Below are 22,000 nucleotides of genomic sequence, written 5' to 3' on the forward strand. Positions count from 1 at the left end.
GACTTTGTGACATATTATATCACAGTGTTACAAAATCCCCAATATGTTAGCCGCTAGCAGTTAGTGGTCCCGACGCATCAGATAGTCCGCGATATCGATCAGCCGCTCAGACGCCGCCAGATTAGCTCTGTTCAGCGCGTCTTTCGCTTCCAGCGTCAACCGCTGCACGAGCGCCGCGCTCTCTTCAAGCCCGATTAAGTAGGGATATGTTACTTTCTGCTGATCGACGTCGCTGTTAACGGGTTTGCCTAATTTCGCTTCATCGCCCGTCACGTCCAGAATATCGTCTTGAACTTGGAACGCGAGTCCCAGCTTGCGGGCGAATTCGCCTACGGCCGCCAACTGCGTCTGGGAAGCCCCGCCGACCCTTGCCCCCGCGGTGACGGAGAACACCATCAGATCGCTCGTCTTGCGAAGATGAATATATTCCAGCTCTGCGAGCGACGTAATGCCCTGCTCGCCCAAAATATCAGCGGCTTGGCCTCCTACCATACCCGGCGCTCCCGCGAGCAAAGCCAGGTCCGACGATATCGCAAGAACCGTCTCGGCCGGAACGCCAAGCTTCGCGGCCTGGGCAACCGCATAGAACGCATGCGTGAGCAATCCGTCGCCCGCCAGTATGGCCATCGCTTCTCCGAACACCTTATGATTCGTCGGCTTGCCGCGCCGGAAATCATCGTTGTCCATCGCCGGCAAATCGTCGTGGATCAAGGAGTACGTGTGAATCATCTCGACGGCGCACGCAACCGGCATCGCAGCTTGGCGAAGCGGCTTGCTGCCGTGCACCGCTTCGGCCGCGCTGAGCAAGAGAGCGGGTCGGAGCCGCTTGCCGCCGGCCTCCAGCGAATACATCATCGCGTCGCGCAGCGTAGCGGGCACGCCGAGCTCGACCGGGAAGGAATCGCGCAGCGCCTCTTCCACCTCCGCGGTCACGGTTTTCAAATATTCCTTGATCGAAATCGAAACGCTCACGTCTATTCCCCTCTATCTTCGTTTGCAGGCGCAAACGGTTTTTTCTGAAGACCGCTCTCGCCCTCAATAAGCACCTCGATCTTGCGTTCTACTTCTTCGAGCTTCGAGCCGCACAATTGAGAGAGCTTCATCCCTTCCTGAAACAGCTCGATCGCGGTTTCAAGCGGGACGTCGCCGTTCTCCAGCCGTCCTACTATTAATTCTAACCGTTCCATCGCTTCTTCAAAGCTTAGCTGCTGTTCTTCCATCTGCTCAAGCTTCCCCTTTCATCGACCAAACTTGGCAATCCAGCTGGCCATCGGCTAATTTGACTTTCACGATATCGCCTGGCTGCACGTCCTTGATCGACTTCAACAGCCGCTTCTCCGCTTCATCGTAGACGAGACCGTAGCCGCGCGACATGACCTTAAGCGGACTTAAAGCATCCAGCTGCTTCATGGCCGACACCAGCATCATCTGACGCTCTTTCATCGTGCCGCTCATGGCGCTTTCCATTCGGCGGGTCAGCGTCTCGACTCGTTTGGCTTCGATTGCCGCGCGTTCGCCCGGATGGGCCGAGGTAAGCTTCGCCTGAACTCTGAGCCATCGTTCCCTGCCTCGTTCCGCACGACGCACCGTACGATTCTCCAGCCGCTCCTTAAGCCGGTCGAGCCGTTCGGCTTGCTGCAGCAAATAGCGGCGAGGATTGAGGAATACCGGCGATCGCCGCAGCCTTGCGAGTCGCTCGCCCCGCGTTCTGACCGCGGTTTTTAACGCCTGCGCAAGCCTTGCGTTCGTCTGCGCGAGCTGCGTTCTTAATTCTTGTACGTTCTGCACGGCGAGTTCCGCCGCCGCGGTTGGCGTGGCCGCCCGCAGATCCGCGACGAAATCGGCGATGGTGAAATCCGTCTCGTGTCCGACCGCGGAAATAACCGGGATCGCCGAAGCCGCGATGCTGCGGGCCACGCGTTCATCGTTGAACGCCCACAGCTCCTCCAACGAGCCGCCGCCGCGCCCTACGATTAATACGTCGACTTCCGCCAATCGGTTCATTGTTTCGATCGCCTTGACGATCGCGGGCGCCGCGCCCGTCCCTTGGACGAGGACAGGAAAAAGCAGCACCGGCACGGAAGGGTGGCGGCGCTGCAGCGTGATGATAATATCGCGGACGGCTGCGCCGGTCGGAGAAGTGATGATGCCAACGGCCTTCGGAAACTTCGGAATTGCCCGTTTTCGCGATGCGGCGAAAAGCCCTTCGTCCTCAAGTTTCCGCTTCAGCTGTTCAAATGCCAAATATAAGCTGCCAATCCCGTCAGGTTGCATCTGAATCACGTAGAATTGATAATTGCCGTCGCGCTCATAGACCGAGAAGTTACCGCGCGCCAGCACCTTCGCGCCTTCCTTCGGTTTGAAAGGAAGGCGCTGGTTATGGGAAGCGAACATGATGCATTTTAGCCGGCTGTCGGGATCTTTCAGCGTAAAATACATATGTCCGCTGGAATGGTGCGTAAAGTTGGAAATTTCGCCGCGTACCCACACGTCGCCCAGTACGTGATCCGACTCGAGCTTCATCTTGATATAGCGCGTAATTTCCTTAATCGAATATACTTTGGCATCTTGTTTCATGGCCGTATCACGCCTTGCGCGCCGCCGAAGCCTTCGCCGCCTTCAGCGTGTTCGCGAGCAGCATCGTAATCGTCATGGGACCGACGCCTCCGGGTACCGGCGTAATGTAACCAGCCACTTCTCTCGCCGCTTCGAAATCCACGTCGCCGACGAGTCTGTTGTCCGCTAAACGATTGATGCCGACGTCGATGACGATCGCCCCGGGCTTGACGTAGCTTGCGCCGATTGCTTCCGGCTTACCGATCGCAACGACGAGGATGTCGGCCGTGCGCGCGATCGCTTCCATATCCGCGGTGCGCGAATGGCAGATCGTGACGGTCGCGTTCTCGCGCAGAAGCAGCATGGATACTGGCTTGCCGACGATATTGCTGCGCCCGATCACGACCGCATGCTTGCCCGCGATCGAATTGCCGCTCCGTTTAATCAATTCGATGACGCCGGCCGGCGTGCAAGGAAGAAGACTGTCGTCGCCGATGACCATATTGCCGACGCTGACCGGATGGAACCCGTCGACGTCCTTCTCGACGCTAATCGCATCGATGACCGCCTTCTCTTCAATATGCGAAGGTAGCGGGAGCTGTACCAGAATGCCATGGATACTGGACTGACGGTTTAACGTATCGATTAGCGCCAGCAGGTCCGCCTCCGAAGTATCGCCGCTTAGACGGTGTACTTCCGAGTAGAAACCGAGCTGTTCGCACGCCTTCGCCTTGTTGGACACGTAGACTTGCGATGCTTTGTCTTCGCCCACAAGAATAACGGCTAGTCCAGGTACGATCCCGTCTGCCGCCAGTCGAGCCGCATCCACCTTTAGTTCCGAGCGAATTTCATCCGAAATTACTTTCCCTTCAATACGCTGTGCCGTCACGTTATTCCCTCTCCCTTATCCGTTTATGTACGTTCGCGAACCTCATGTCAAAACGAGAAGCGTAAGGGCTCCCCTTACGCTTTCGGTTTCAACTCATCGAGCGCCAGCAGCAGCTTGCCCAGTACGCCGTTTACGAATTTGCCTGATTCGTCCGTGCCGAAGTGCTTCGCCAACTCGATCGCTTCGTTGATCGCCGCTTTCGGCGGCACGTCGGTACGGTACACCATTTCATAAGCGGCAAGCCGCAAAATTTGACGGTCGACGCGCGAGAGGCGGTCTACCTGCCACCCCGTCAAGTAGGTTTGGAGTATATCGTCTAGCGCTTGTTTATGTTCAATGACGCCGTGAACCAATTCACGCACGTAAACATCGATCGCAGACATGTCCGCAGCGGATGCGCCGATCTCGTTCTCGTCGTCGCGCGCTTCGTCTGCAAGCATATTCACCGCGTCCGCTGCCGTAACCTCGTTCATTTCCATATGGTACAAGCTCTGTACCGCAATTTCCCGTGCTAGCCTTCGTTTCATAGGTCCTCCCTAACAATGGTCTATCTTGGTGAGTCTGTCACGCTCTTCATAAAAATATGATCTCCTCCCTGCCCCGAACGTCATACCTGCCGTTCGTCCGGAGTACGGAGGAGATCATACCGCTATTTAAATGGTCTCCATCGCTGCATAAGCCATTCCATCAGCCGACCCCAAGGGATGAACGGCCCGCTGCCCTCGTCCTTGCTCTTGCCGGCCGTGTAGCCGACGCATAGCAAAAGCGCGAAGAACAGCATGTCCCAGAATCCGACGATAAAGTAGAGAATGCCAAGTATAATGCCGGTGGCAACGCCAATTATTCGTCCTCCGTATGTCTCCCAAATCTCTCTCCGCATCGAATATCCTCCTATTCCACGCGGGGCTTCACGCTGGACGACTGGATGATGTTCGCGACGAATACGGATACGTCCGCAACCGGTATCCCCGTAATCTCTTCGACATGGGTTTTGACGGATCGCTGGATTTCTTCGGTCATCGCGGGTATCGAGGTTTCGCCGTCCACGATCGCGCGAATCGTCACGTCAACGCCGGCGTCAGTCAAGCGAATCCGGACGCGTAAATCCTTCACTCCGCGCTGACGGCCGGCAGCCTTCAGCACGAGATTCTCGACCGTCTCGATCGAAATGCGAATATCGCCGAATTCGGTACGCTGGTCGATCGACATTGCCGAGGCGGCGCCGCGCTTGAGCGAAACATAGAAAAAGCGCAGGCTGATGAGAAATACGATCGCCGAAACGATAATGACAGAAGCTTGAATCGCTTCATTCCTATACAGCTCGTCTACGCCGTCGCTGAGCCATTCCTTGGGCAGCCATTTGAAACCGGCGCAAAAGGCAAGGACGGCGATCGTACCGACCGCAAGGCTGTAAATGAATAACAGCAGCTTGTCCAACATTCTTATCACGAGCAGAATCCTCCTTGTGGCCGGACTGAATAAAAACCCCCTGGCGCCGAGCGGCAAGCCCATCCACAGGGGGTTTACGATCAAATTGATCCAAAAATACCGGCTTACTTCACGCGATGCGCCGTATCTTCCTCTTCCGGTTTCTCCGCCGTCTTAAAGTGAACGTCATGGATATGTACGTTGACTTCGACGACGTGCAAGCCCGTCATCATCTCGATGGAACGTTTGACGTTGCGCTGGATATCCGAAGCAATCTCGGGGATGCGGTTACCGTATTCGATAATGATCGAGACGTCGACGGCCGCTTCGCGCTGACCGACTTCGACCTTAACGCCTTTCGCCAGGTTCTTGCGTCCAAGCAGTTCGGTAATGCCGCCGGCAAAACCGCCGCTCATGCCCGCTACGCCAGGAACTTCGATCGTGGCCAAGCCAGCGATCACTTCAATGACTTCGGGTGCAATTTGAATCGTGCCCATGTCTGTCTTCTCATAATCTGCCGCAAGCGTGCTCATGGTCTTCTTACACCTCCCGTAAAGTAGCGTACCAACCGGCCCTCAGCCGGCAGGGCTCATCCGCTTCCTATTCTTATACTATAGCATCCGGCGGGAATTATGACAAACCTTCGAGGACAAAGGGAAGCCGCTCCCCTAATGGGGAGACGACGACTCGCCTAAGGCTCCGCTCGCGACAAGAGGGAGCATAGACGCTCCCTCCGTTTTGCAAGCATTCCCTCTCCGAAGCTTCACAGGCCACGCCTGATTGATTACGATTCGTCCGCGACGGGATTATTGACATCATGTTCTTCCAAGAACTTGATGTCGAAATTCCCGTTCAAAAATTTCGGATGATTGAGGAGCTTCAAATGGAACGGGATCGTCGTTCGGATGCCGTCGATCGCGAATTCGGACAGCGCCCGCTTCATTCGCGAGATCGCTTCATCGCGCGTCTCTCCCCATACGATTAGCTTGGCGATCATCGAATCGTAATGAGGCGAGATCGTGTAGCCCGGATAAGCGGCGCTATCGACTCGCACCCCGAGTCCGCCCGGCGGCAAATAGAAATCGATTTTGCCCGGGGACGGCATGAAGTTGCGGTCCGAATCCTCGGCGTTAATCCTGCACTCGATCGCCCATCCGTTGATGCGAAGATCCTCTTGCTTGAACGAAAGCGGATTGCCTTCGGCGACGGAAATCATTTCTTTGATCAGATCGACGTTCGTAATCATTTCCGTTACCGGATGTTCCACCTGGATGCGCGTATTCATCTCCATGAAGTAGAAGTTGCCTTCCGGTCCAAGCAAGAACTCCAGCGTGCCCGCTCCCGCGTAGTTAACGGCTTGCGCCGCGCGGACGGCCGCTTGTCCCATCCGCTCGCGGAGCGCCGGGGACAGCACCGGGCAAGGCGCTTCTTCGACGAGCTTCTGGCGTCTGCGCTGAACCGAGCAATCGCGCTCGAACAAATGCACCGCGTTGCCGTGCTTGTCGGCCATGATCTGGATCTCGACATGCTTCATGCCCGTCAAATATTTCTCCAAATATACGCCGGCGTTGCCGAACGCCTTCTGGGCTTCCTGCTGGGCGGTCGTAATTTGCGATACGAGCGCATCCTCGTTCTCGGCGATGCGAATTCCCTTGCCGCCGCCGCCCGCCGTCGCTTTGATGATAACGGGATATCCGATCTGGCGCGCGACGCGAACCGCCTCTTCCATATCCTCGACGAGTCCGTCGGAGCCCGGAATGACCGGTACGTCCGCTTCCTTCATCGTTAGCTTGGCAACCGCTTTGTCGCCCATCTTCGTGATGGCTTGCGGAGATGGACCGATGAACGCAACGTTGCACGACTCGCAAATTTCCGCGAAATCGGCGTTCTCCGCCAAGAACCCGTAACCCGGGTGAATCGCGTCGCAGTCCGTTAACGTCGCCACGCTCATAATGTTCGTCAAGTTCAGATAGCTGTCTTTGGAAGCCGTCGGCCCGATACAGTACGCCTCGTCCGCCAGTCGGACGTGGAGCGACTCTCTGTCCGCTTCCGAATAAACAGCTACCGTGCCAATGCCAAGTTCGCGGCATGCGCGGATAATCCGCACGGCGATCTCACCGCGGTTGGCGATTAAGATTTTATTGAATTTCACGTAGTAGAGCTCCTTTCGCGCGCTTTGTTCCGGCTTCGGCCATTATACAGCCTGCCTTCCTATTCCGGTCTGACAAGGAACAAAGGCTGCCCGAATTCGATAAGCTGTCCGTTCTCGACGAGAACTTCGACGATCTCGCCTTTCACTTCCGCTTCCAGCTCGTTCATCAGCTTCATCGCTTCCAAAATGCAAACGACCGTTTTCTCGTTCACGCGGTCGCCCACGCTGACGAACGGCGGGTTGTCCGGCGAGGAAGCGCGGTAGAAGGTGCCGACCATCGGCGACACGATTCGGTGAAGGTTGTCCGCCTGCGGCGCCGCGGAAGCCGAGGACGGCTGAGCGGCAGGCGCTGCTTGCGGCGCGGCAGCCGCTTGCGCAGCCACGGCAACGTGAGGCTGCGTATATGTAGGTACTGGGGCAGTCTGCACGTTCACCACTTCGGTTTTGCCCGGTTTGCGGATGAGCAGACGCGTGCCCTCGTTTTCGATTTCGAGCTCGTGTACGGACGTTTGATCGACCAATTTGATCAATTCTTTAATCTCGTTCAGCTTAAACATGACTTCACTCCTAAAAGGTTTCTGTGCTGCCTGTCGGTGCCCCGAAAACGGGAAACCGGTTTCGAAAGCACCCGCGCGAAAAACGCCGCCGGGCCGAAGGACGGAGCCTTGCGCCCCGAAGGTTGACAACCGGCCGCTCCAATGCGGATGCCAAAAGTTGCACATAACAGAGTCATTATAGCATAAACCCTTCTGAACACGAACTGAAATATTTACATGCACGAAATGCAAGAAGCCCCCTGAACGGATCGACCGCAGCAGAGGGCTTGCCCGCGCCGAGCGCGGTAGTATTATTGCACGAACTGCACCGAAACTTGCTCGGCCTTCAAATTGAGCGCGCCGACCACCTTGACGAGGATGTCGTCCGCTTGGCTTCTGTCGACCTTCTCGCTTTGCACGACTACTTTGTATTTGTCGCCCGCTTGCGGCGTGATAATGACCGATTTGTACGTTTTGGCGAGTTCTTCTTCGAGGCTTGTCACCTTGGTGTTCTTCTCTTCCAACTGGGAGAGCTCCTCCATCGCCTGCAGCGCGTTGTCCGTGTTCTGCTTCGTATCGCCGAGCGCCGCCATCAGGCGCGATTCTTCCTCGGCGTTCTCTTGGCTGCGCTTGAGCTGCAGCTCGTCGAACACGTTGCTCGCAAGCCCCTGCTCTTCTACTTGCTGCAGCGTTTTGGCATCCGCATCGGCCGCCGCTTTCGCCGCATCCCCCGTCAGGACGCCTTCCGCAGCGCCTTCCTGCGTCACTTCGTTCACGACGACCTCGTCGTTCTTCGCGCCGCTGCCTGCCGTTACTTCCGTCGCGCCGTCTACCGGCTGCTCCTGTTTCGTTCCCTCCGTCAGCAAATCCGGAGACGTGCTGACATCTTCGGTGAACAAATAATACGCGGACAGGATCACCATCAAACTGAGCATCGACACGAGCCAAACCGTTTGCCTCTTCGTATTCATGAACCTTAGCCTCCCTTATACTTGTCCTTGTTTACTTGTCCTATCTTATGACGCATGTTTGCGAGGAATGACAGAAATATTGTTTTGCGGCACATCGAGTCCTTTCTGGACCGCGTCCAGGAGAAGACGTCTGACCGTCAGGTTCTCCGCCCCTTTGGCCACGATCATGACTCCGCGAATACGAGGCTTAATCGTCTTCACGATAAACGGCTTCTTCCCCTCTTCCGTTTCGTAGATGACGATCGTTCCGTCCCGCGTGATCGAAGTAATATTCCGGCTGCCGCCGTTCTTGTCTTTCTCGCTCGTAACGTCTTGCGATTCGCTTTCGTCTCGTCCGGGCACGCTCTCTTCGGTCGAATCCACCGTGACGAACACGTCGACGTCGCCGACGCCCACGATTTTCTCCAAAATCTCTTTCAGCCGGCTCTCGAGTCGGCTCTCGATCGCGTCGAAAGGCGTTTCTTCGCCTCCCCCGTTCCCGAGAAAAGCCGCCTCGTCTCCCCCGGTCGCCGTCTGGGGCGCCGGATCCGCATCGAGCGTCGTATCCACCGTGCGGACGGTCAGGAACGAGTTGAACAGGACCAGACCGATTCCGATCGCGCCGATCAGCAGCAACCAACGCATCGTTTTCACGCGCTTCTCCCCTCCCGGCCCGCCGCCGACCAGCTTCTCGAACCCTTCCAGCCATTTGGCCACCGTAATCACTCCTTCCCGCTTTCCTTCCGCCTTGCCGCGCCTTCAGCTTCGCACAGGTTCGAAACCGCTAATGCTTACGATGGAAGGATGCACGCCGAATCCGTCGCTCAACGCCTGCCGGACGGCATCCGCTCGTCGCTGGTCAACTGGGGAGAATGCTTCGACAGCCTCTTGCCGGGCCGTCCCGCGCTTGTCGCCGCCGTCATCGGACGCGCCGTCGCCATTCACCTTGATCTCGACAGGCTGCACGGCGCCAACCTCGCCGATCGGCCGTTCGCTGCTCACGCCGGGGCTCGACGTCTCTTCGGGCGGGATTAACGTGACCGCAACCGACGCAAGCTTCGCCTCGCTCGCCGACCCCTCCCGGTCCAAGCTCACCTTCACGCGTTCGACGGCCAGCCCCGTCTTCTTCGTAATTTCCTCGGCCATCGCCGCCGCCAGATTCTTCTCCGCCAGCGCCGCCGCGGCATCCTCCTGCTTCCGCTTCATCTCCTCGGCGTCTCGCTGGATGTCCTGAAGCGTCGGCATCTTGTATTGCTTGTCCGGCGCGCTGGTCAGCCAAACGTCGAAACGCTCGTGCAGCTTCATGCCGAAGTCGCCGTGCAGCATGCCGATGATCGGCGATAGGATGGTTAGCAAGATGATCAAGCCTGCGACCAGCCGGACGTATCGCTGCATCGCCTTGTTCGGCAGCAGCAAATCGACGATGCCGGCCAACAATACGACGGCGATGATCTGCCTCAGCCAGCCGGCCAGCCAGTCCAACATGACGCCCTCCCCCCTTCCCGCAAGCGGTCATCGCATCATGATCGCCGCATTGCCGGCGGTCAGAATGATCGTGACGGCCAGGAAGAACATGAGTCCGACCGCCGCCAGCGCGGCAAAGACGTAGATGAGCGTTTTGCCGATCGTTTGCAGACAGCCGACGATCGGGCTGTCGCCGAGCGGCTGCATGACCGCTGCCGACACATTGTATATCAAGGCCAGCGTCAAAATTTTGAGCGCCGGAAACGCGCATAACAAGATGAGAATGATGACGCCGGCCAGCCCGATGGCGTTCTTCACGAGCAGGGAAGCCGACATGACCGTATCCGCCGCATCCGAGAACGTCCGGCCCACGACCGGCACGAAATTGCCGGCCACGAATTTGGCCGTTCGCATCGTCACGCCATCCGTCACCGAACCCGTTGCGCCCTGAACGGAAATGACGCCGAGAAAGATCGTCAGCATAATGCCCATCAGCCCGACCGCGAAATTCCGCAGCACGTTGGCCAACTGCGTCACCTTGAACTTGTCCGTCACGGCGCTGGCGATGTGCAGCACAGCGGAGAAGAAGAGCAGCGGGAAGACGATCGTATAGATGACGGTTCCGACGGCATGAATCATGAAGATGATGAGCGGATGCATCACCGTGACCGTAACGACGTTCCCCATGCTGGCGAGCAGAGCCAATAATAGCGGAATCATCGCCATCATGAACTGAATCATTCCGCTGATGGCGTCCTTCGCATAGCCGATCGCCACGTTGAAGCTGTTCACCGCGATGACGATCATCACCATATAGGTGATGCTGTACGCCACTTTGCTGACCGTATTGCGCTCGAAGGCCGTCTGAAGCGTCTCCAAGATCATGCTGAAGACGGTGAGCAGCACGATCGTCACGAGCAGCTTTCCGTTATACAGCACCTCGTGCAGCACGTATTCCAACAATCCCCGAAGCACCGTCGTAAGCTTGAGACCTTCGCCGCCCGGGATGATCATCTCCATGAAACTCGGCACTTCGCGGTCCGGGAACAGTCCCCCGTATTCGGCCATCAGCTTGTTCCAATACGATTCGACCGCGGTTGTATCAATGCCGTGGAGTTCTTCCTCCGACAGCTCTTGCGGACCGCTCTCCCGAGCGGCCGCATCCGGAACTTGTCCGGCCGACGTTGCCTCCGGCGCCCCCCAGGCGATGGGGACGTAAGAAGCGAATAGCGCGAGCAGCAAGACGAATCCGGCGATGACGCGAACGAAGCGATTCATCCTTGACCACTCCCCGCCGGCAGCAGGCCGATAACCGTTTCGACGATGACGCCGATGATCGGCACGGCCATGACCAGGATCAGCACCTTGCCCGCGAACTCGATCTTGGACGCCACGCTTTCCTGCCCCGCATCCCGGACGATCTGGGCGCCGAATTCCGCGATATAGGCGATGCCGATAATTTTCAGAATCGTCTTTAAATAGATCGAAGGGATGCCGGAACGCTCGGCGAGCGATTCCAACACCGTAATGACCGCTTCGATCTTGCCGATCATGTACAAGAAGATGAATAGTCCGGTAAATGCGGCCAGGAGAAAGGCAAACATCGGCTTTTGTTCCCGAACGACGAGAATGAGCACGGCCGCAATCAAACCGAGTCCGACAATTTGAATGATTTCCATCCGGGTTCACCGCCTCGTCTGCCATTATCCGTCATTGGAACAAAAAGATCGTCTTAATCTCCTGAAACAGATCATTCAGCAGCCGGACGACCATGAACAGCACGACGACGAAACCGATCAGCGTTACCCAATGCGCCATATCTTCTTTGCCCATCTGCTTCAGCACCGTATGAATCATCGCAATGATGATGCCGATGCCCGCGATTTGAAAAATGGCGCTAACATCAATGTTCATCCCTGCGGCACCCCACTAAACGATCAATATGACGACAAGCGCGGCAACCAGGACGCCGAGGCTCTTGCTCATCTTCTCGTACCGCGCTTGATCGTCTCTCGCCGCCTCCTCTTCCGCCTGCAGCTGCTGAACCGCAAGCCGCAAATGTTTGATTTGGTCGTCCCGGTCGCTAATGCCAAGCGAAGACCCAAGACGTATGAAGGAGGCACGCTCCGGCGCTTTCATCGCGGTGCGCGGCCAATGGGAGGCGGCCGCTTGCTCCCAGCACTCCCGGAAGCTGCATTCCTTGTCCGAATGGAGCGTATCGCCGACAGATTGAAACATGGCGCGTATCGCGCCTTGCATATGCTCAGCCGTGCGCTCGATGGCTTCGGGAAGCGGCGTGTAACCGTACCCGATCTCTGTCTCGAGGCGTTGCAGCGCATGGATCAATTGCCGAATATGACGCGGCCGCATCGCGAAACGGGCCGCCTGCTGGAAACCGATCATCGTGCCGGCGAATAGGATGAGCACCGCGCCGATCATCTTAACCATGCCCGTTCCCTCCCGCCGGCGTCCGCTCCAAGGCCGACGGACTTCGCGCCGCCGGCAAGGCGCGCACGACGCGGCTGGACAACCCGTCCGCGTTCTTGCGCAGCTCGACGCACACGTCGAACGCCCCTGCCGCAAGCAGCCGTTCGATCGCCGGTCTGCCGCGGGCTTCATCCAGATCTTTGGCATGCGCGGTCGCGATCACCGCAATGCCCGCGTGACTTGCGTCCAGAATCGCTTCGGCATCCTCCGCGCGGCCGATCTCGTCGACGATCAGCACGTCCGGCGACATCGAGCGCAGCATCATCATCATGCCTTCTGCTTTGGGGCACGCGTCCATTACGTCCGTGCGCGGGCCGATATCAAAGGTGGGCACGCCACGCACGCAAGCGGCGATCTCGGAGCGTTCGTCCACGATCCCGACCTTGCGCCCTTCCCAGCCCGCCGCCGCGGCATGTCCCCAAAGCCCGGAGCTGACCGCGCGCGCGATATCCCGCACGAGCGTCGTCTTGCCCTGCTGCGGAGGCGCTACGATGAGCGCCGGGAGAATCGAGCGGCGGTTGAAATCCAGCAGTTTCGGAAGCAGCTTGGCCGACGCGCCGATCACTTCCCTGGCAATCCGGATATTGAAGGCGCCGACGTCCCGTATGCCCCGGACATGGCCGCCTTCGAGAACCGTTCGCCCGGCGATCCCGATCCGGTGTCCGCCCGCGACGGTAATATAGCCTCTGCGCAGTTCTTCCTCCATGGCGTAAAGCGAATGGTTCGTCACCCGCTCCAAAAGCTTCCGGCAAATGTCCCCGGATGGCCGGAATGCGCCGTCGGGCCGCGACATCGGCGTGCCGTCGGGCGCGATGTACCGGAATCCCCCATCGAACCCGATCTCTAGCGCGCGGCTTTCCCGGATGCGAATCTCCTCCAGCTTGTCCTTCACTTGATCCGGCATTCGCTCCAGCACAGCCGCAAGCTCCGCCGGCAGCAGATGCACGACACGTGTCAGCATTTCTCGTCCCTCCCGATCCAATCTAGCCGCGATGCGCGAGGCTCATGCCTGCTTTTGTCGCTACACCATCGTATGCGGACAACCTGTGAATTATGCCATTGGCCTGTCCGTCTCTCCGGCCTACTGCCTTCGTCCGATTCGATCTTCCTCCGCTATTTTTTGAGAATCCCGATCATCAGACAGGCTATGCCCGCTCCGATCCACGCCAGCTTGGTCATTGACAGCTTATCGGACATGCCGACCAACCCGATCGTCGTCGTCGCGATTAGAATTAGCGGGCCGACGAACGCGAGCGACGAGTTGACGACGAGCGCTTTATCGATCTGATTTAGACGCAGCATAAGCAGTGCCGCGCAGATTTCAATCGAGCCCGATATGATTCGAAGCGTCGCCATGCTAAGCACGATTTTATTGATCAAGACCGATTCCTCCTTTCCTAGCGATCGAATCTACCAGTCTGTCCACTTTCGGATAAGGACGTTTCTATGAGATTGTATGCGTGCTTGTCTGATCTTCATGCCGATTTTTGTCCCGACCGCCAGACCGATTCATCGCCCATTCGCCAATACGGGCACATGCCCGGTAGACGGTGCATAAGATGCTCATGACATCGGAGCAAGAGCAAGAGAGTCTTTAGGCGAGGAGAATGCTGCATGAAGGATTTAACGCGGAGCATATGGCCGCCCGCGCTGTTGGATCCGAGCGGTCTTCGCGCGGCCGTCGCGCATCCCGCGCAAACGAGCGGCTCGGACCGTGCGGACGGACGCGGACAGACGATGATTATCGACAAGGGGCTCGGACGTTACGCGTTCGCGGATTTGCTGGAGACGGCCGGCGATTATATGGATTGCATCAAAATCGGCTTCGGTACGGCGCCGCTCTCGAAGACGGAGCTGCTTCTGTACAAAATCGAGCAGGCTAAGCTTCGCGGATTGCTCATCATGCCGGGAGGAACGCTGCTCGAGACCGCGGTCAAACAAGAGCTCGTGCCGGAGTTTTTCGATACGGTATGCAAATTCGGGTTCAACGCCATCGAAGTATCGGACGGCACGATCGAACTAAGCCGCGGCTTGCGGACGGCGCTCATCCAAGAAGGGATTCGAAACGGCCTGCAGGTCGTGACCGAATATGGCAAGAAGCTAACCGGTTCGCTGGTCGATGCCTCGGAGCTGGTCGAGACGGCGGAGGTCGACCTCGCCGCCGGGGCGAAATACGTTACGGTGGAGGCCCGCGAATCGGGCGTCGGCGTCGGTCTGTTCGACGACAAGGGCAACTGCCGGGAAGATATGCTCGACGGTATTTGCCGGTTCGTCTCCGATCCTGGCCGGCTCATGTGGGAAGCGCCGCTCAAACACCAGCAGGTGCTGCTGCTGCAAACGTTCGGCCCCGGCGTCCATCTGGGCAACATTCCGCCCGGCGACGCGCTGGCGCTCGAGACGATGCGGCGCGGACTGCGCTCGGATACGTTCGGGTTCGGGGATACGCCCGAAAATCGAAAATGCATTGAATATATGATTTAGACGCCCATGGACTGGGCGATAGAGGAAGGCGGTCTAAGAAGGTTATGCATATTGAAGTCGTATCTTCCGTAAACGAAGCAAGAGAGGCGCGGCTGACGCAGCGGACGGCGATCGTCATCGACGTGCTGCGAGCCACAAGCACGATCGTGACCGCGCTTGAAGCCGGCGCATCCGGCATCGTGCCGGTCGAGACGGTGCTTGAAGCCCGCGCGTTGCAGCGTCCCGGCGACGTCATGGCAGGGGAGCGGTTCTGCCGCAAGATTGCAGGCTTCGACCTTGGTAATTCCCCGTTCGAATTCACGCCCGATGCGGTAAAAGACCGGCGCATCCTCTTGACGACCACGAACGGGACGCGCGCCCTGCACAAGGCGCTTCGCGCTGATTCCGTGCTGGCGGGTTCGCTGTTGAACGCTTCGGCATGCGCGAAGGCGGCTGCCGATTTGCGCCGGGATGTCGTCATTCTCTGCGCGGGCAGCCATGACGAGTTCGCCATCGAGGACGGCCTGTGCGCAGGGCTGATTATCGACCGCCTGCAAGCGCTCGGCATCCCGACGGAAACGAACGACTTCGGCGCGTCCATGCGAGGCTTCTACCGGGACGCCCGGCCGTTCCTGACCGAGACGATGCTGCAGGGCACTACCGGCAGACGTCTCGTCAAACTGGGCTGCGCGCGAGAGATTGAACGCTGCGCGCAGGTGGATGCCAGCGAAGCGGTACCGCGTCTGCAGGGCGATACGCTCGTACTCGGCTGACATATCCGCCTGGCTTGTTCCATATGCTCTATTAACGCACGACGCTTATGCCCGGCTCGCATGCGGCGGAAAGCGACACTCGTAGCCAAGGAGCGGACAGCCATGAACGGTCAAGTCATTCTCGTTATTCTGATTATTATCGGCTTGATCGGCCGGTCGCCGATCATCTCGACGGCAGCTTGCGTGCTGTTAATCGTAAAGCTGATACATTTGGAACGCTACTTACCGACCATCGAACGGCGAGGACTCGAGCTGGGGCTGCTGTTCCTCACGTTCAGCGTGCTCGTCCCCTTCGCTTCCGGCCGGATTTCCACGAAGGATATCACGGCCGCGCTGACCTCATGGCCCGGCATCCTGGCCCTCGCCGGCGGCGCGCTCGCCACTTACGTGAACGGCAAAGGACTGGAAATGCTCAAGTTCGACCCCCAGCTGGTCGTCGGCCTCGTTGTCGGCTCCATCATCGGCATCGTGTTTTTCCGCGGCATTCCGGTCGGCCCGCTAATGGCGGCCGGCATTACCGCCATTTTGTTCAAACTGTTCAGTCTCATTGGGGGGCGATTCTAGCGCGGCGGACAGCAAAAAAGCCAGCCACTCTTTCGCGGATGCGAAAGAGTGGCTGGCTTCGTGCTGTCCAGCTAAGAGATTAACGGCGGTCTTGCGGTCCGCCGACGAATACTTGTTCCGCCGTGTCCAAGCCATATGCCGTATGCAAGCCGCGAATAACGTCTTGCACGCCTTCGGCGGCAATTACGCAGGACACTTTGATTTCGGAGGTGCTGACCATTTTGATGCTGACGCCGAGCTTCGAGATCACGTCGAACATTTTGGCCGCGACGCCCGGATTGCTGACCATGCCCGCGCCGACGATCGAAACTTTCACGAGGTCGACTTCGGAAGTGACTTCACGGTAAGGAACGGAAGCGCGGATGCTCTCCACGACTTGCGTCGCCTTCTCCTGGTCGTCTTTGGAGACCGTGAAGGAGAAGTCCGCTTTGCCGCCGAGCACGCCGCTCTGCACGATAATGTCGACGTCGATGCCGCCTTCCGCAAGCGCGCCGAACACTTTCGCCAGCACGCCCGGCTCATCCTCCACGCCCAAGATGCTGATTCTTGCTACGTTCTTGTCAAACGCGATGCCGCGCACGACGACTCCCTGTTCCATGACCGCTTCCTCCTTCACCGTCGTTCCTTCGTTCTGCGTAAAGCTCGAACGCACGACAAGCCGCACGTTGTTATGTTTCGCATATTCAACCGCACGCGGATGCAGAACCGCCGCGCCGAGATTGGCCAGCTCCAGCATCTCGTCGTACGAGATTTCGTCCAGTTTGCGCGCGCACTTCACGACGCGCGGATCGGTCGAGTAGACCCCGTCCACGTCGGTGTAAATTTCGCACACGTCCGCTTTGATCGCGGCTGCCAGCGCTACCGCCGTCGTATCGGAACCGCCGCGGCCGAGCGTCGTGATCTCGCCGTCGTCCGTCATGCCTTGGAAACCCGCCACGATGACGGCATTGCCGGCGTCAAGCGCTCCGAAAATACGATCCGGCGTAATATCCGAAATTCTCGCTTTGCCGTGAACCGCTTCCGTGCGGATGCCTGCCTGCCAGCCCGTGAACGATACCGCGCGATGACCGATCGCATGAATCGCCATCGACAACAGGGCGACCGAAATTTGCTCTCCCGTCGTCAGCAGCATATCCATCTCGCGCGCCGGCGGATTCGGATTCAACTGCTTCGACTGGTCAATCAGATCGTCCGTCGTATCACCCATCGCGGATACGACCACGACGACCCGGTGACCCGCTTCTTTATAATCGGCAATCCGTTTGGCGACACGCTGCATCCGTTCAGTCGTGCCGACGGAGCTGCCGCCGAACTTCATCACAATCAACGACACCGCTGATCCACTCCCTAACGATTACTTTAACTCTTTAACGTTATACAAGGTGAAATTATAGCACAATTATTCCTATTTGGGTATACGGAAATCGACATAAACCGCCATACTGCGCCTGTTGCGGGGATTTCTCCCTATATAGAACGAAGCCGCCCGGACACTACCCGGACGGCCGTTTATGCATAATTATGCACGCGAGATGTATTTACCTTCGCGCGTATCGATCAGCAGCACGTCGCCTTCGTTGATGAAGAGCGGCACTTGCACGTTCAGGCCCGTCTCGACCGTCGCGTTCTTCGTCGCGCCTTGCGCCGTGTTGCCTTTCACGCCCGGTTCGGTCTCGATGACTTTCAGGTCCACGCTGTTCGGCATGTTAATCCCGATAATCTCGCCTTGGTAACTCGTGATGTTGACGGTCATGTTTTCTTTGAGGAAGTTCACTTCCCACTCCAGTTGTTTCTTCTCGAGCGTGAATTGGTCGAACGACTCGTTATCCATGAACGAATACTCGCTGCCGGAGTTGTACAAATATTGCACGGCGCGGTTCTCGATGATCGCGCGACCGATGTTCTCGCCGGCGCGGAACGTGCGCTCGACGGTATTGCCGTTGCGGAGGTTCTTCAGCTTGGAGCGGACGAACGCCGCGCCTTTGCCTGGCTTAACGTGTTGAAAATCGATTACCGTAAAGATGTCGCCGTCCACTTCGACGGTCAGACCTGTTTTGAAATCATTGACTGAAATCACTGCAAATTCCCTCCTAAAGGTAGTAAACCTTGGTCTTACGCTATCGTATGTAGTTCCTTTGGCGAAGCCGTTAACCGTTCGTTGCCGCCGGCGGTAATGACGATATCGTCTTCGATGCGGACGCCGCCGAAGCCCGGCAAGTAAATGCCCGGTTCGACCGTTACGGTCATCCCCGGCTCCAGCACGGTATCGCTCATCTTCGACAGACGCGGCGATTCGTGGATCTCCATGCCTAGCCCGTGTCCGGTGCCATGGCCGAAATGATCCCCGTACCCGTAACGCGCGATGACATCGCGCGCCAGCGCGTCCGCTTCGCGTCCGGTCATGCCTGGCTTAATGCCGGCAAGAGCCGTCATCTGCGCCTCGAGCACGATCGCGTAGATTTCGCGATGCTTCTCGGAAGGCTTGCCCACCACGACCGTGCGCGTCAAATCCGAACAGTAGCCGTTGTAATACGCGCCGAAATCCAACTTCACGAATTCATTGTCGCCAATTATTCGGTTGCTGGCTACGCCGTGAGGCAGCGCGGAACGCTCGCCCGAAGCCACGATCGTCTCGAACGAAGGGCCGGAGGCGCCGCCTTTGCGCATGAACGTCTCCATCTCCAGCGCGACGTCGCTCTCCCGAAGTCCTGGCTTAATCACGCCCAGAATATGCCGGTACGTCGCATCTGCCAACGCGCACGCTTCGCGCATCACGGCTAGTTCCGCGTCATCCTTGAACATTCTGAGCTTCTCGATCACGCCGGATACCGGGACGAGCTCTACGCCCGCCAAACCTTCCTTCCAGGCGATATACTCGGAGAAGACGACGTGGTCCTGTTCGAAGCCGAGCCGCTTCACGCCGGCTGCGCTCGCCAGCTCCGCAACCGTATCCATCAGCTTGACGCCATGCTCGACGACCGTGAACGCAGGAGCCTGCTCTGGCGCTTGGGTACGGTATCGGAAGTCGGTTACGAGATAATTCTGCGTCCCGGTCAACAGCAGCGCGCCCGCCGATCCGGTAAATCCGCTTACATAACGCCGGTTCACCGCGCTTGTCACCAACAGGGCGTCAAGGCCCAGCTCGCTCAAGCGCCGACGAATGCCGGCTACGCGATTGGTCGTCATATCCTTCATCCTTTCCATGGCTTCCGCGCTTCTGCCCGCCATGCGGGGTTAGCCTTTCGCGCCAGCCGTCTCCAGATGACGGACAAGGCCGGTTAGGCCAAGCACGTAGCTTTGGGCGCCGAAGCCCGCAATCTGACCAACCGCCAATTCGGCCGTTACGGAAACATGCCGGAACGGCTCGCGTTTATGGATATTGGAGAGATGAACTTCGACGAACGGAATCGCCACCGTGCCAAGCGCGTCGCGCAGCGCGTAGCTGTAGTGCGTCAGCGCGCCAGGGTTGATGACGATCCCGTCTACGTTGCCGTAAGCCTCGTGAATCCGGTCAATAAGATAACCTTCGTGATTCGATTGGTAAAACGACAGCGTCGCGCCAAGGCTTGCCGCGGTCTCCCGCAGCAGCGACTCGATGTCGCTCAGCGTCGACGTGCCGTAAACACCGGGTTCGCGAACGCCGAGCATGTTCAGGTTCGGTCCGTTTAATACGAGTATGGATAGCATCAGGTACCTCCCCGGCGCATAGATCAATTGCCATTTTACCACAATGACCCTTGCTTTGAGAAGTAGCTTATCTCGCTCCCGCCCGGCCGGCGCCGCTCATCAGCGGTTCCCTCGATGCCTCGTCGTGATATTCGAACGCATGCGTGTATCCGATGAACACGCCCCAAAGCGTAAACACCGCCAACTCGGATGCCAGCGTGTTATATCCAATCTGGCGGATCGGCTCGACGATGCCGATTAGCGGTCCTAGCGCGATGAACAGCGCGCCCCACCATATCACGCCGTACGCGATGCCAGCCCAAGGCCCTCTGAACCGGCCGAGCAGAAACATGTACAGAAACGTGGCCACGATCGAAAATCCGATAAAACTCGCGATGCCGATCAACTGCCCCCAGCCCGACCTCAAAAACGATGCCAGGAAAAACGAGTCCAGCATGAATCCCGGCAGCGCGTTCGTAAAATTCATGTTGTACAGCAGCCAGCGCAGCGCTCCCCAAATCAAGCCCGCAAAAAAACCCAGGTTAAGTCCGAACATTATCGGGTTGGTTCTGTGCCGCCTCCGGCGCAAGGCCTGTCTATGAGTAATGCGCACTCGATTCGACCTCCTGTTATAAATACACCGTATACGTTGCTACCGGATTAGTATGGCGCATTTTCCACTCCACTAAACGACCTTTCCGGGTTGACGGCGGCAATGGATGCCGCTCGCAATCGTTACGCGAATCAAGTACAATAGAAGAAGATTTGATCATGAAGGATGGTGATTCGCCCTTGTCGCAGGAACCGCGCAATATCTATGGGGGGCAAGCCGTCATCGAAGGCGTCATGTTTGCGGGCAAGCATGTCAATGTCACGGCGGTTAGACGCAAAAATAACGAGATCATGTTCTACGAAGTGCCGCGCACGTCCCAGCCCTTTTTGCAGAAATTGAAGAAAATCCCGCTCATTCGAGGCATTGTCGGCATTCTCGAATCCAGCGCGAAGGGCTCCCAGCATTTGAACTTCTCGATGGAAGCTTACGCGGAGGACGAAACGCAGGACGATGACGCGCCGCCGGCTAAGGCGGACAAGCCGGAGAAAAGCGGCTGGAGCCTCAGCATGATCGTCGGCGTCACGGTTGCCGGCATCTTGTCCTTCATCGCCGGCAAGCTCGTATTCACGGTCGTTCCCGCGGTCGTGGAAGAGTTGATCTTTGGACAAACGTTCTCGAATAGAATAGTACACAACCTGATTGAAGGTCTTATTAAGATTTTGTTCCTCCTTACCTATCTGTACGTCATCTCCTTGACGCCGATCGTCAAACGGCTGTTCCAGTACCATGGCGCGGAGCACAAGGTGATCAGCGCCTACGAAGCGGGCGTGCCGCTCACCGTCGCGAACGTGCAGCGCTTCACCCGCTTGCACTACCGGTGCGGCAGCAGCTTTATCGTCTTCTCCGTGCTGGTCGGCGTCATCATCTACTCCTTCTTCACGTGGGATTCGTTGTGGGAGCGGGTCTACATCCGTATTCTCCTTCTGCCGGTCGTGCTGGGCGTGTCCTATGAGACGCTGCGATTCACGAACGCGCTCCGCGATGTTCCCGTGCTTCGTTTCTTGGGCTTCCCGGGCCTCTGGCTCCAAAAGCTGACGACCAAGGAACCGAACGACGAGCAGGTAGCCGTCTCGATCGCCTCGTTCGAACGGATGCTGGAGATTGACCGCCAAATGGGTAAAACCGCTTAAATCGTTCAGCTTAACATCGGGAGAAAGGGTGAGTTTCATGCCGCGAAAAATGAGTCCTCTGTTCGTCGCCGTTTTAGTTCTCGCCGGATTAGGTCTTGTCTATCAGCTGATCTTTTTTCCCGGACGGCTGCTGCTTCCGGTCATCGTGCTCGGCGCGATCTTCGCCGCGTACTTCTACCAAATGCGCGGCCGTCGCGCCAAGCCGAAGGCTAAACCCCATATGCGGGCGCAGCAGCCGGCGCAAAGCAAGCCAAAGACGCGGAAGACCATGCCGTTCCGCGTCATCGAAGGCGGCAAGGACGACGACAACCTGCCGAAGTATCATTAAATCA

Annotated in this window: 29 protein-coding genes; 5 read left to right on the forward strand and 24 right to left on the reverse strand. The window is 57.9% G+C overall.

Translation table 11 applies throughout. The annotated features are described in order from the left end of the window. Positions 1–60: 60 nt before the first annotated feature. The 19 genes from BCM02_RS07000 to BCM02_RS07090 all read right to left on the reverse strand — a co-directional run bounded on the left by BCM02_RS07000 (position 61) and on the right by BCM02_RS07090 (position 13,842). A complete protein-coding gene (locus tag BCM02_RS07000; RefSeq protein ID WP_148928347.1) occupies positions 61–972 on the reverse strand; it encodes a polyprenyl synthetase family protein in 912 nt (303 codons plus the stop codon). A 2-nt stretch (positions 973–974) separates the two neighbouring features. Beyond that, positions 975–1,220, reverse strand: a complete 246-nt coding sequence (xseB, locus tag BCM02_RS07005) for an exodeoxyribonuclease VII small subunit (RefSeq protein WP_148928348.1) — start codon at positions 1,218–1,220, stop codon at positions 975–977. 4 nt (positions 1,221–1,224) lie between these two features. Beyond that, entirely contained in the window at positions 1,225–2,577 is a 1,353-nt protein-coding gene (gene xseA / locus BCM02_RS07010; protein WP_148928349.1) for an exodeoxyribonuclease VII large subunit, read from the reverse strand. Positions 2,578–2,584: 7 nt separating this feature from the next. Beyond that, a complete protein-coding gene (folD, locus tag BCM02_RS07015; RefSeq protein ID WP_148928350.1) occupies positions 2,585–3,445 on the reverse strand; it encodes a bifunctional methylenetetrahydrofolate dehydrogenase/methenyltetrahydrofolate cyclohydrolase FolD in 861 nt (286 codons plus the stop codon). A 74-nt stretch (positions 3,446–3,519) separates the two neighbouring features. Further along, complete coding sequence (gene nusB / locus BCM02_RS07020; RefSeq protein WP_148928351.1) at positions 3,520–3,972, reverse strand: transcription antitermination factor NusB; 453 nt, start codon at positions 3,970–3,972, stop codon at positions 3,520–3,522. A gap of 122 nt (positions 3,973–4,094) precedes the next feature. Further along, positions 4,095–4,325 carry a DUF2273 domain-containing protein gene (locus tag BCM02_RS07025; protein ID WP_148928352.1) on the reverse strand — a complete coding sequence of 77 codons (231 nt, stop codon included), beginning with the start codon at positions 4,323–4,325 and terminating at the stop codon, positions 4,095–4,097. 11 nt (positions 4,326–4,336) lie between these two features. Then, a complete protein-coding gene (gene amaP, locus BCM02_RS07030) occupies positions 4,337–4,894 on the reverse strand; it encodes an alkaline shock response membrane anchor protein AmaP (protein ID WP_148928353.1) in 558 nt (185 codons plus the stop codon). A 104-nt stretch (positions 4,895–4,998) separates the two neighbouring features. Next, a complete protein-coding gene (locus tag BCM02_RS07035) occupies positions 4,999–5,406 on the reverse strand; it encodes an Asp23/Gls24 family envelope stress response protein (protein WP_148928354.1) in 408 nt (135 codons plus the stop codon). A gap of 251 nt (positions 5,407–5,657) precedes the next feature. Beyond that, positions 5,658–7,025 carry an acetyl-CoA carboxylase biotin carboxylase subunit gene (gene accC, locus BCM02_RS07040; protein WP_148928355.1) on the reverse strand — a complete coding sequence of 456 codons (1,368 nt, stop codon included), beginning with the start codon at positions 7,023–7,025 and terminating at the stop codon, positions 5,658–5,660. A 59-nt stretch (positions 7,026–7,084) separates the two neighbouring features. After that, the gene (accB, locus tag BCM02_RS07045; RefSeq protein ID WP_148928356.1) at positions 7,085–7,582 is read right to left on the reverse strand and encodes an acetyl-CoA carboxylase biotin carboxyl carrier protein; all 498 of its coding nucleotides are present in this window, start codon (positions 7,580–7,582) and stop codon (positions 7,085–7,087) included. A 290-nt stretch (positions 7,583–7,872) separates the two neighbouring features. Beyond that, positions 7,873–8,532, reverse strand: coding sequence for a SpoIIIAH-like family protein (locus BCM02_RS07050; protein WP_148928357.1), 660 nt, complete (start codon positions 8,530–8,532; stop codon positions 7,873–7,875). Positions 8,533–8,577: 45 nt separating this feature from the next. Next, a complete protein-coding gene (gene spoIIIAG / locus BCM02_RS07055) occupies positions 8,578–9,228 on the reverse strand; it encodes a stage III sporulation protein AG (RefSeq protein WP_148928358.1) in 651 nt (216 codons plus the stop codon). A 42-nt stretch (positions 9,229–9,270) separates the two neighbouring features. Then, a complete protein-coding gene (gene spoIIIAF, locus BCM02_RS07060) occupies positions 9,271–9,996 on the reverse strand; it encodes a stage III sporulation protein AF (RefSeq protein ID WP_148928359.1) in 726 nt (241 codons plus the stop codon). 27 nt (positions 9,997–10,023) lie between these two features. Beyond that, positions 10,024–11,253 carry a stage III sporulation protein AE gene (gene spoIIIAE / locus BCM02_RS07065; RefSeq protein WP_148928360.1) on the reverse strand — a complete coding sequence of 410 codons (1,230 nt, stop codon included), beginning with the start codon at positions 11,251–11,253 and terminating at the stop codon, positions 10,024–10,026. Next, positions 11,250–11,654 carry a stage III sporulation protein AD gene (spoIIIAD, locus tag BCM02_RS07070; protein ID WP_148928361.1) on the reverse strand — a complete coding sequence of 135 codons (405 nt, stop codon included), beginning with the start codon at positions 11,652–11,654 and terminating at the stop codon, positions 11,250–11,252. The genes spoIIIAE and spoIIIAD overlap by 4 nt, the downstream gene beginning before the upstream one ends. Positions 11,655–11,685: 31 nt before the next feature. Continuing rightward, entirely contained in the window at positions 11,686–11,889 is a 204-nt protein-coding gene (spoIIIAC, locus tag BCM02_RS07075) for a stage III sporulation protein AC (RefSeq protein WP_110043494.1), read from the reverse strand. A gap of 15 nt (positions 11,890–11,904) precedes the next feature. Next, positions 11,905–12,423: a stage III sporulation protein SpoIIIAB gene (gene spoIIIAB, locus BCM02_RS07080; protein ID WP_148928362.1), complete on the reverse strand. Its 519-nt coding sequence runs from the start codon at positions 12,421–12,423 to the stop codon at positions 11,905–11,907. Continuing rightward, positions 12,416–13,423 (reverse strand): stage III sporulation protein AA, encoded by a 1,008-nt coding sequence (gene spoIIIAA / locus BCM02_RS07085; protein WP_148928363.1) that lies wholly within the window; start codon positions 13,421–13,423, stop codon positions 12,416–12,418. The genes spoIIIAB and spoIIIAA overlap by 8 nt, the downstream gene beginning before the upstream one ends. Before the next feature lie 152 nt (positions 13,424–13,575). Next, positions 13,576–13,842, reverse strand: a complete 267-nt coding sequence (locus BCM02_RS07090; protein ID WP_148928364.1) for a YqhV family protein — start codon at positions 13,840–13,842, stop codon at positions 13,576–13,578. Between the two features lie 234 nt (positions 13,843–14,076). Between BCM02_RS07090 and comA the strand changes: the two genes are divergently transcribed. The 3 genes from comA (at position 14,077) to BCM02_RS07105 (ending at position 16,259) form a co-directional block, all read left to right on the forward strand. After that, positions 14,077–14,943, forward strand: coding sequence for a phosphosulfolactate synthase (gene comA / locus BCM02_RS07095; RefSeq protein ID WP_148928365.1), 867 nt, complete (start codon positions 14,077–14,079; stop codon positions 14,941–14,943). 44 nt (positions 14,944–14,987) lie between these two features. Continuing rightward, positions 14,988–15,695 (forward strand): 2-phosphosulfolactate phosphatase, encoded by a 708-nt coding sequence (locus tag BCM02_RS07100; protein WP_148928366.1) that lies wholly within the window; start codon positions 14,988–14,990, stop codon positions 15,693–15,695. Positions 15,696–15,797: 102 nt separating this feature from the next. Continuing rightward, complete coding sequence (locus BCM02_RS07105; protein WP_148928367.1) at positions 15,798–16,259, forward strand: DUF441 domain-containing protein; 462 nt, start codon at positions 15,798–15,800, stop codon at positions 16,257–16,259. Between the two features lie 79 nt (positions 16,260–16,338). On the opposite strand, the gene BCM02_RS07110 is transcribed toward BCM02_RS07105, so the two are convergent. From BCM02_RS07110 to BCM02_RS07130, 5 genes are all read right to left on the reverse strand, one after another. Then, entirely contained in the window at positions 16,339–17,592 is a 1,254-nt protein-coding gene (locus BCM02_RS07110) for an aspartate kinase (protein WP_148928368.1), read from the reverse strand. A gap of 186 nt (positions 17,593–17,778) precedes the next feature. Beyond that, entirely contained in the window at positions 17,779–18,336 is a 558-nt protein-coding gene (gene efp / locus BCM02_RS07115) for an elongation factor P (protein ID WP_148928369.1), read from the reverse strand. Between the two features lie 35 nt (positions 18,337–18,371). Next, entirely contained in the window at positions 18,372–19,445 is a 1,074-nt protein-coding gene (locus tag BCM02_RS07120; protein ID WP_148928370.1) for a M24 family metallopeptidase, read from the reverse strand. Between the two features lie 48 nt (positions 19,446–19,493). Continuing rightward, positions 19,494–19,946 (reverse strand): type II 3-dehydroquinate dehydratase, encoded by a 453-nt coding sequence (gene aroQ, locus BCM02_RS07125; RefSeq protein WP_148928371.1) that lies wholly within the window; start codon positions 19,944–19,946, stop codon positions 19,494–19,496. A gap of 67 nt (positions 19,947–20,013) precedes the next feature. Next, positions 20,014–20,538, reverse strand: a complete 525-nt coding sequence (locus tag BCM02_RS07130) for a YqhR family membrane protein (RefSeq protein ID WP_246183249.1) — start codon at positions 20,536–20,538, stop codon at positions 20,014–20,016. A 158-nt stretch (positions 20,539–20,696) separates the two neighbouring features. Here BCM02_RS07130 and BCM02_RS07135 point away from each other — a divergent pair, with 158 nt between their 5' ends. Next, on the forward strand, positions 20,697–21,668 hold the full coding sequence (locus BCM02_RS07135; RefSeq protein WP_148928372.1) for a DUF1385 domain-containing protein: 972 nt from the start codon (positions 20,697–20,699) through the stop codon (positions 21,666–21,668). A gap of 37 nt (positions 21,669–21,705) precedes the next feature. Next, the gene (locus BCM02_RS07140; protein ID WP_148928373.1) at positions 21,706–21,996 is read left to right on the forward strand and encodes a hypothetical protein; all 291 of its coding nucleotides are present in this window, start codon (positions 21,706–21,708) and stop codon (positions 21,994–21,996) included. Positions 21,997–22,000 lie beyond the last annotated feature (4 nt).

The sequence above is a fragment of the Paenibacillus methanolicus genome (assembly GCF_008124765.1).
In the GTDB taxonomy this organism is placed as follows: Bacteria; Bacillota; Bacilli; order Paenibacillales; family Paenibacillaceae; genus Paenibacillus_Z; species Paenibacillus_Z methanolicus.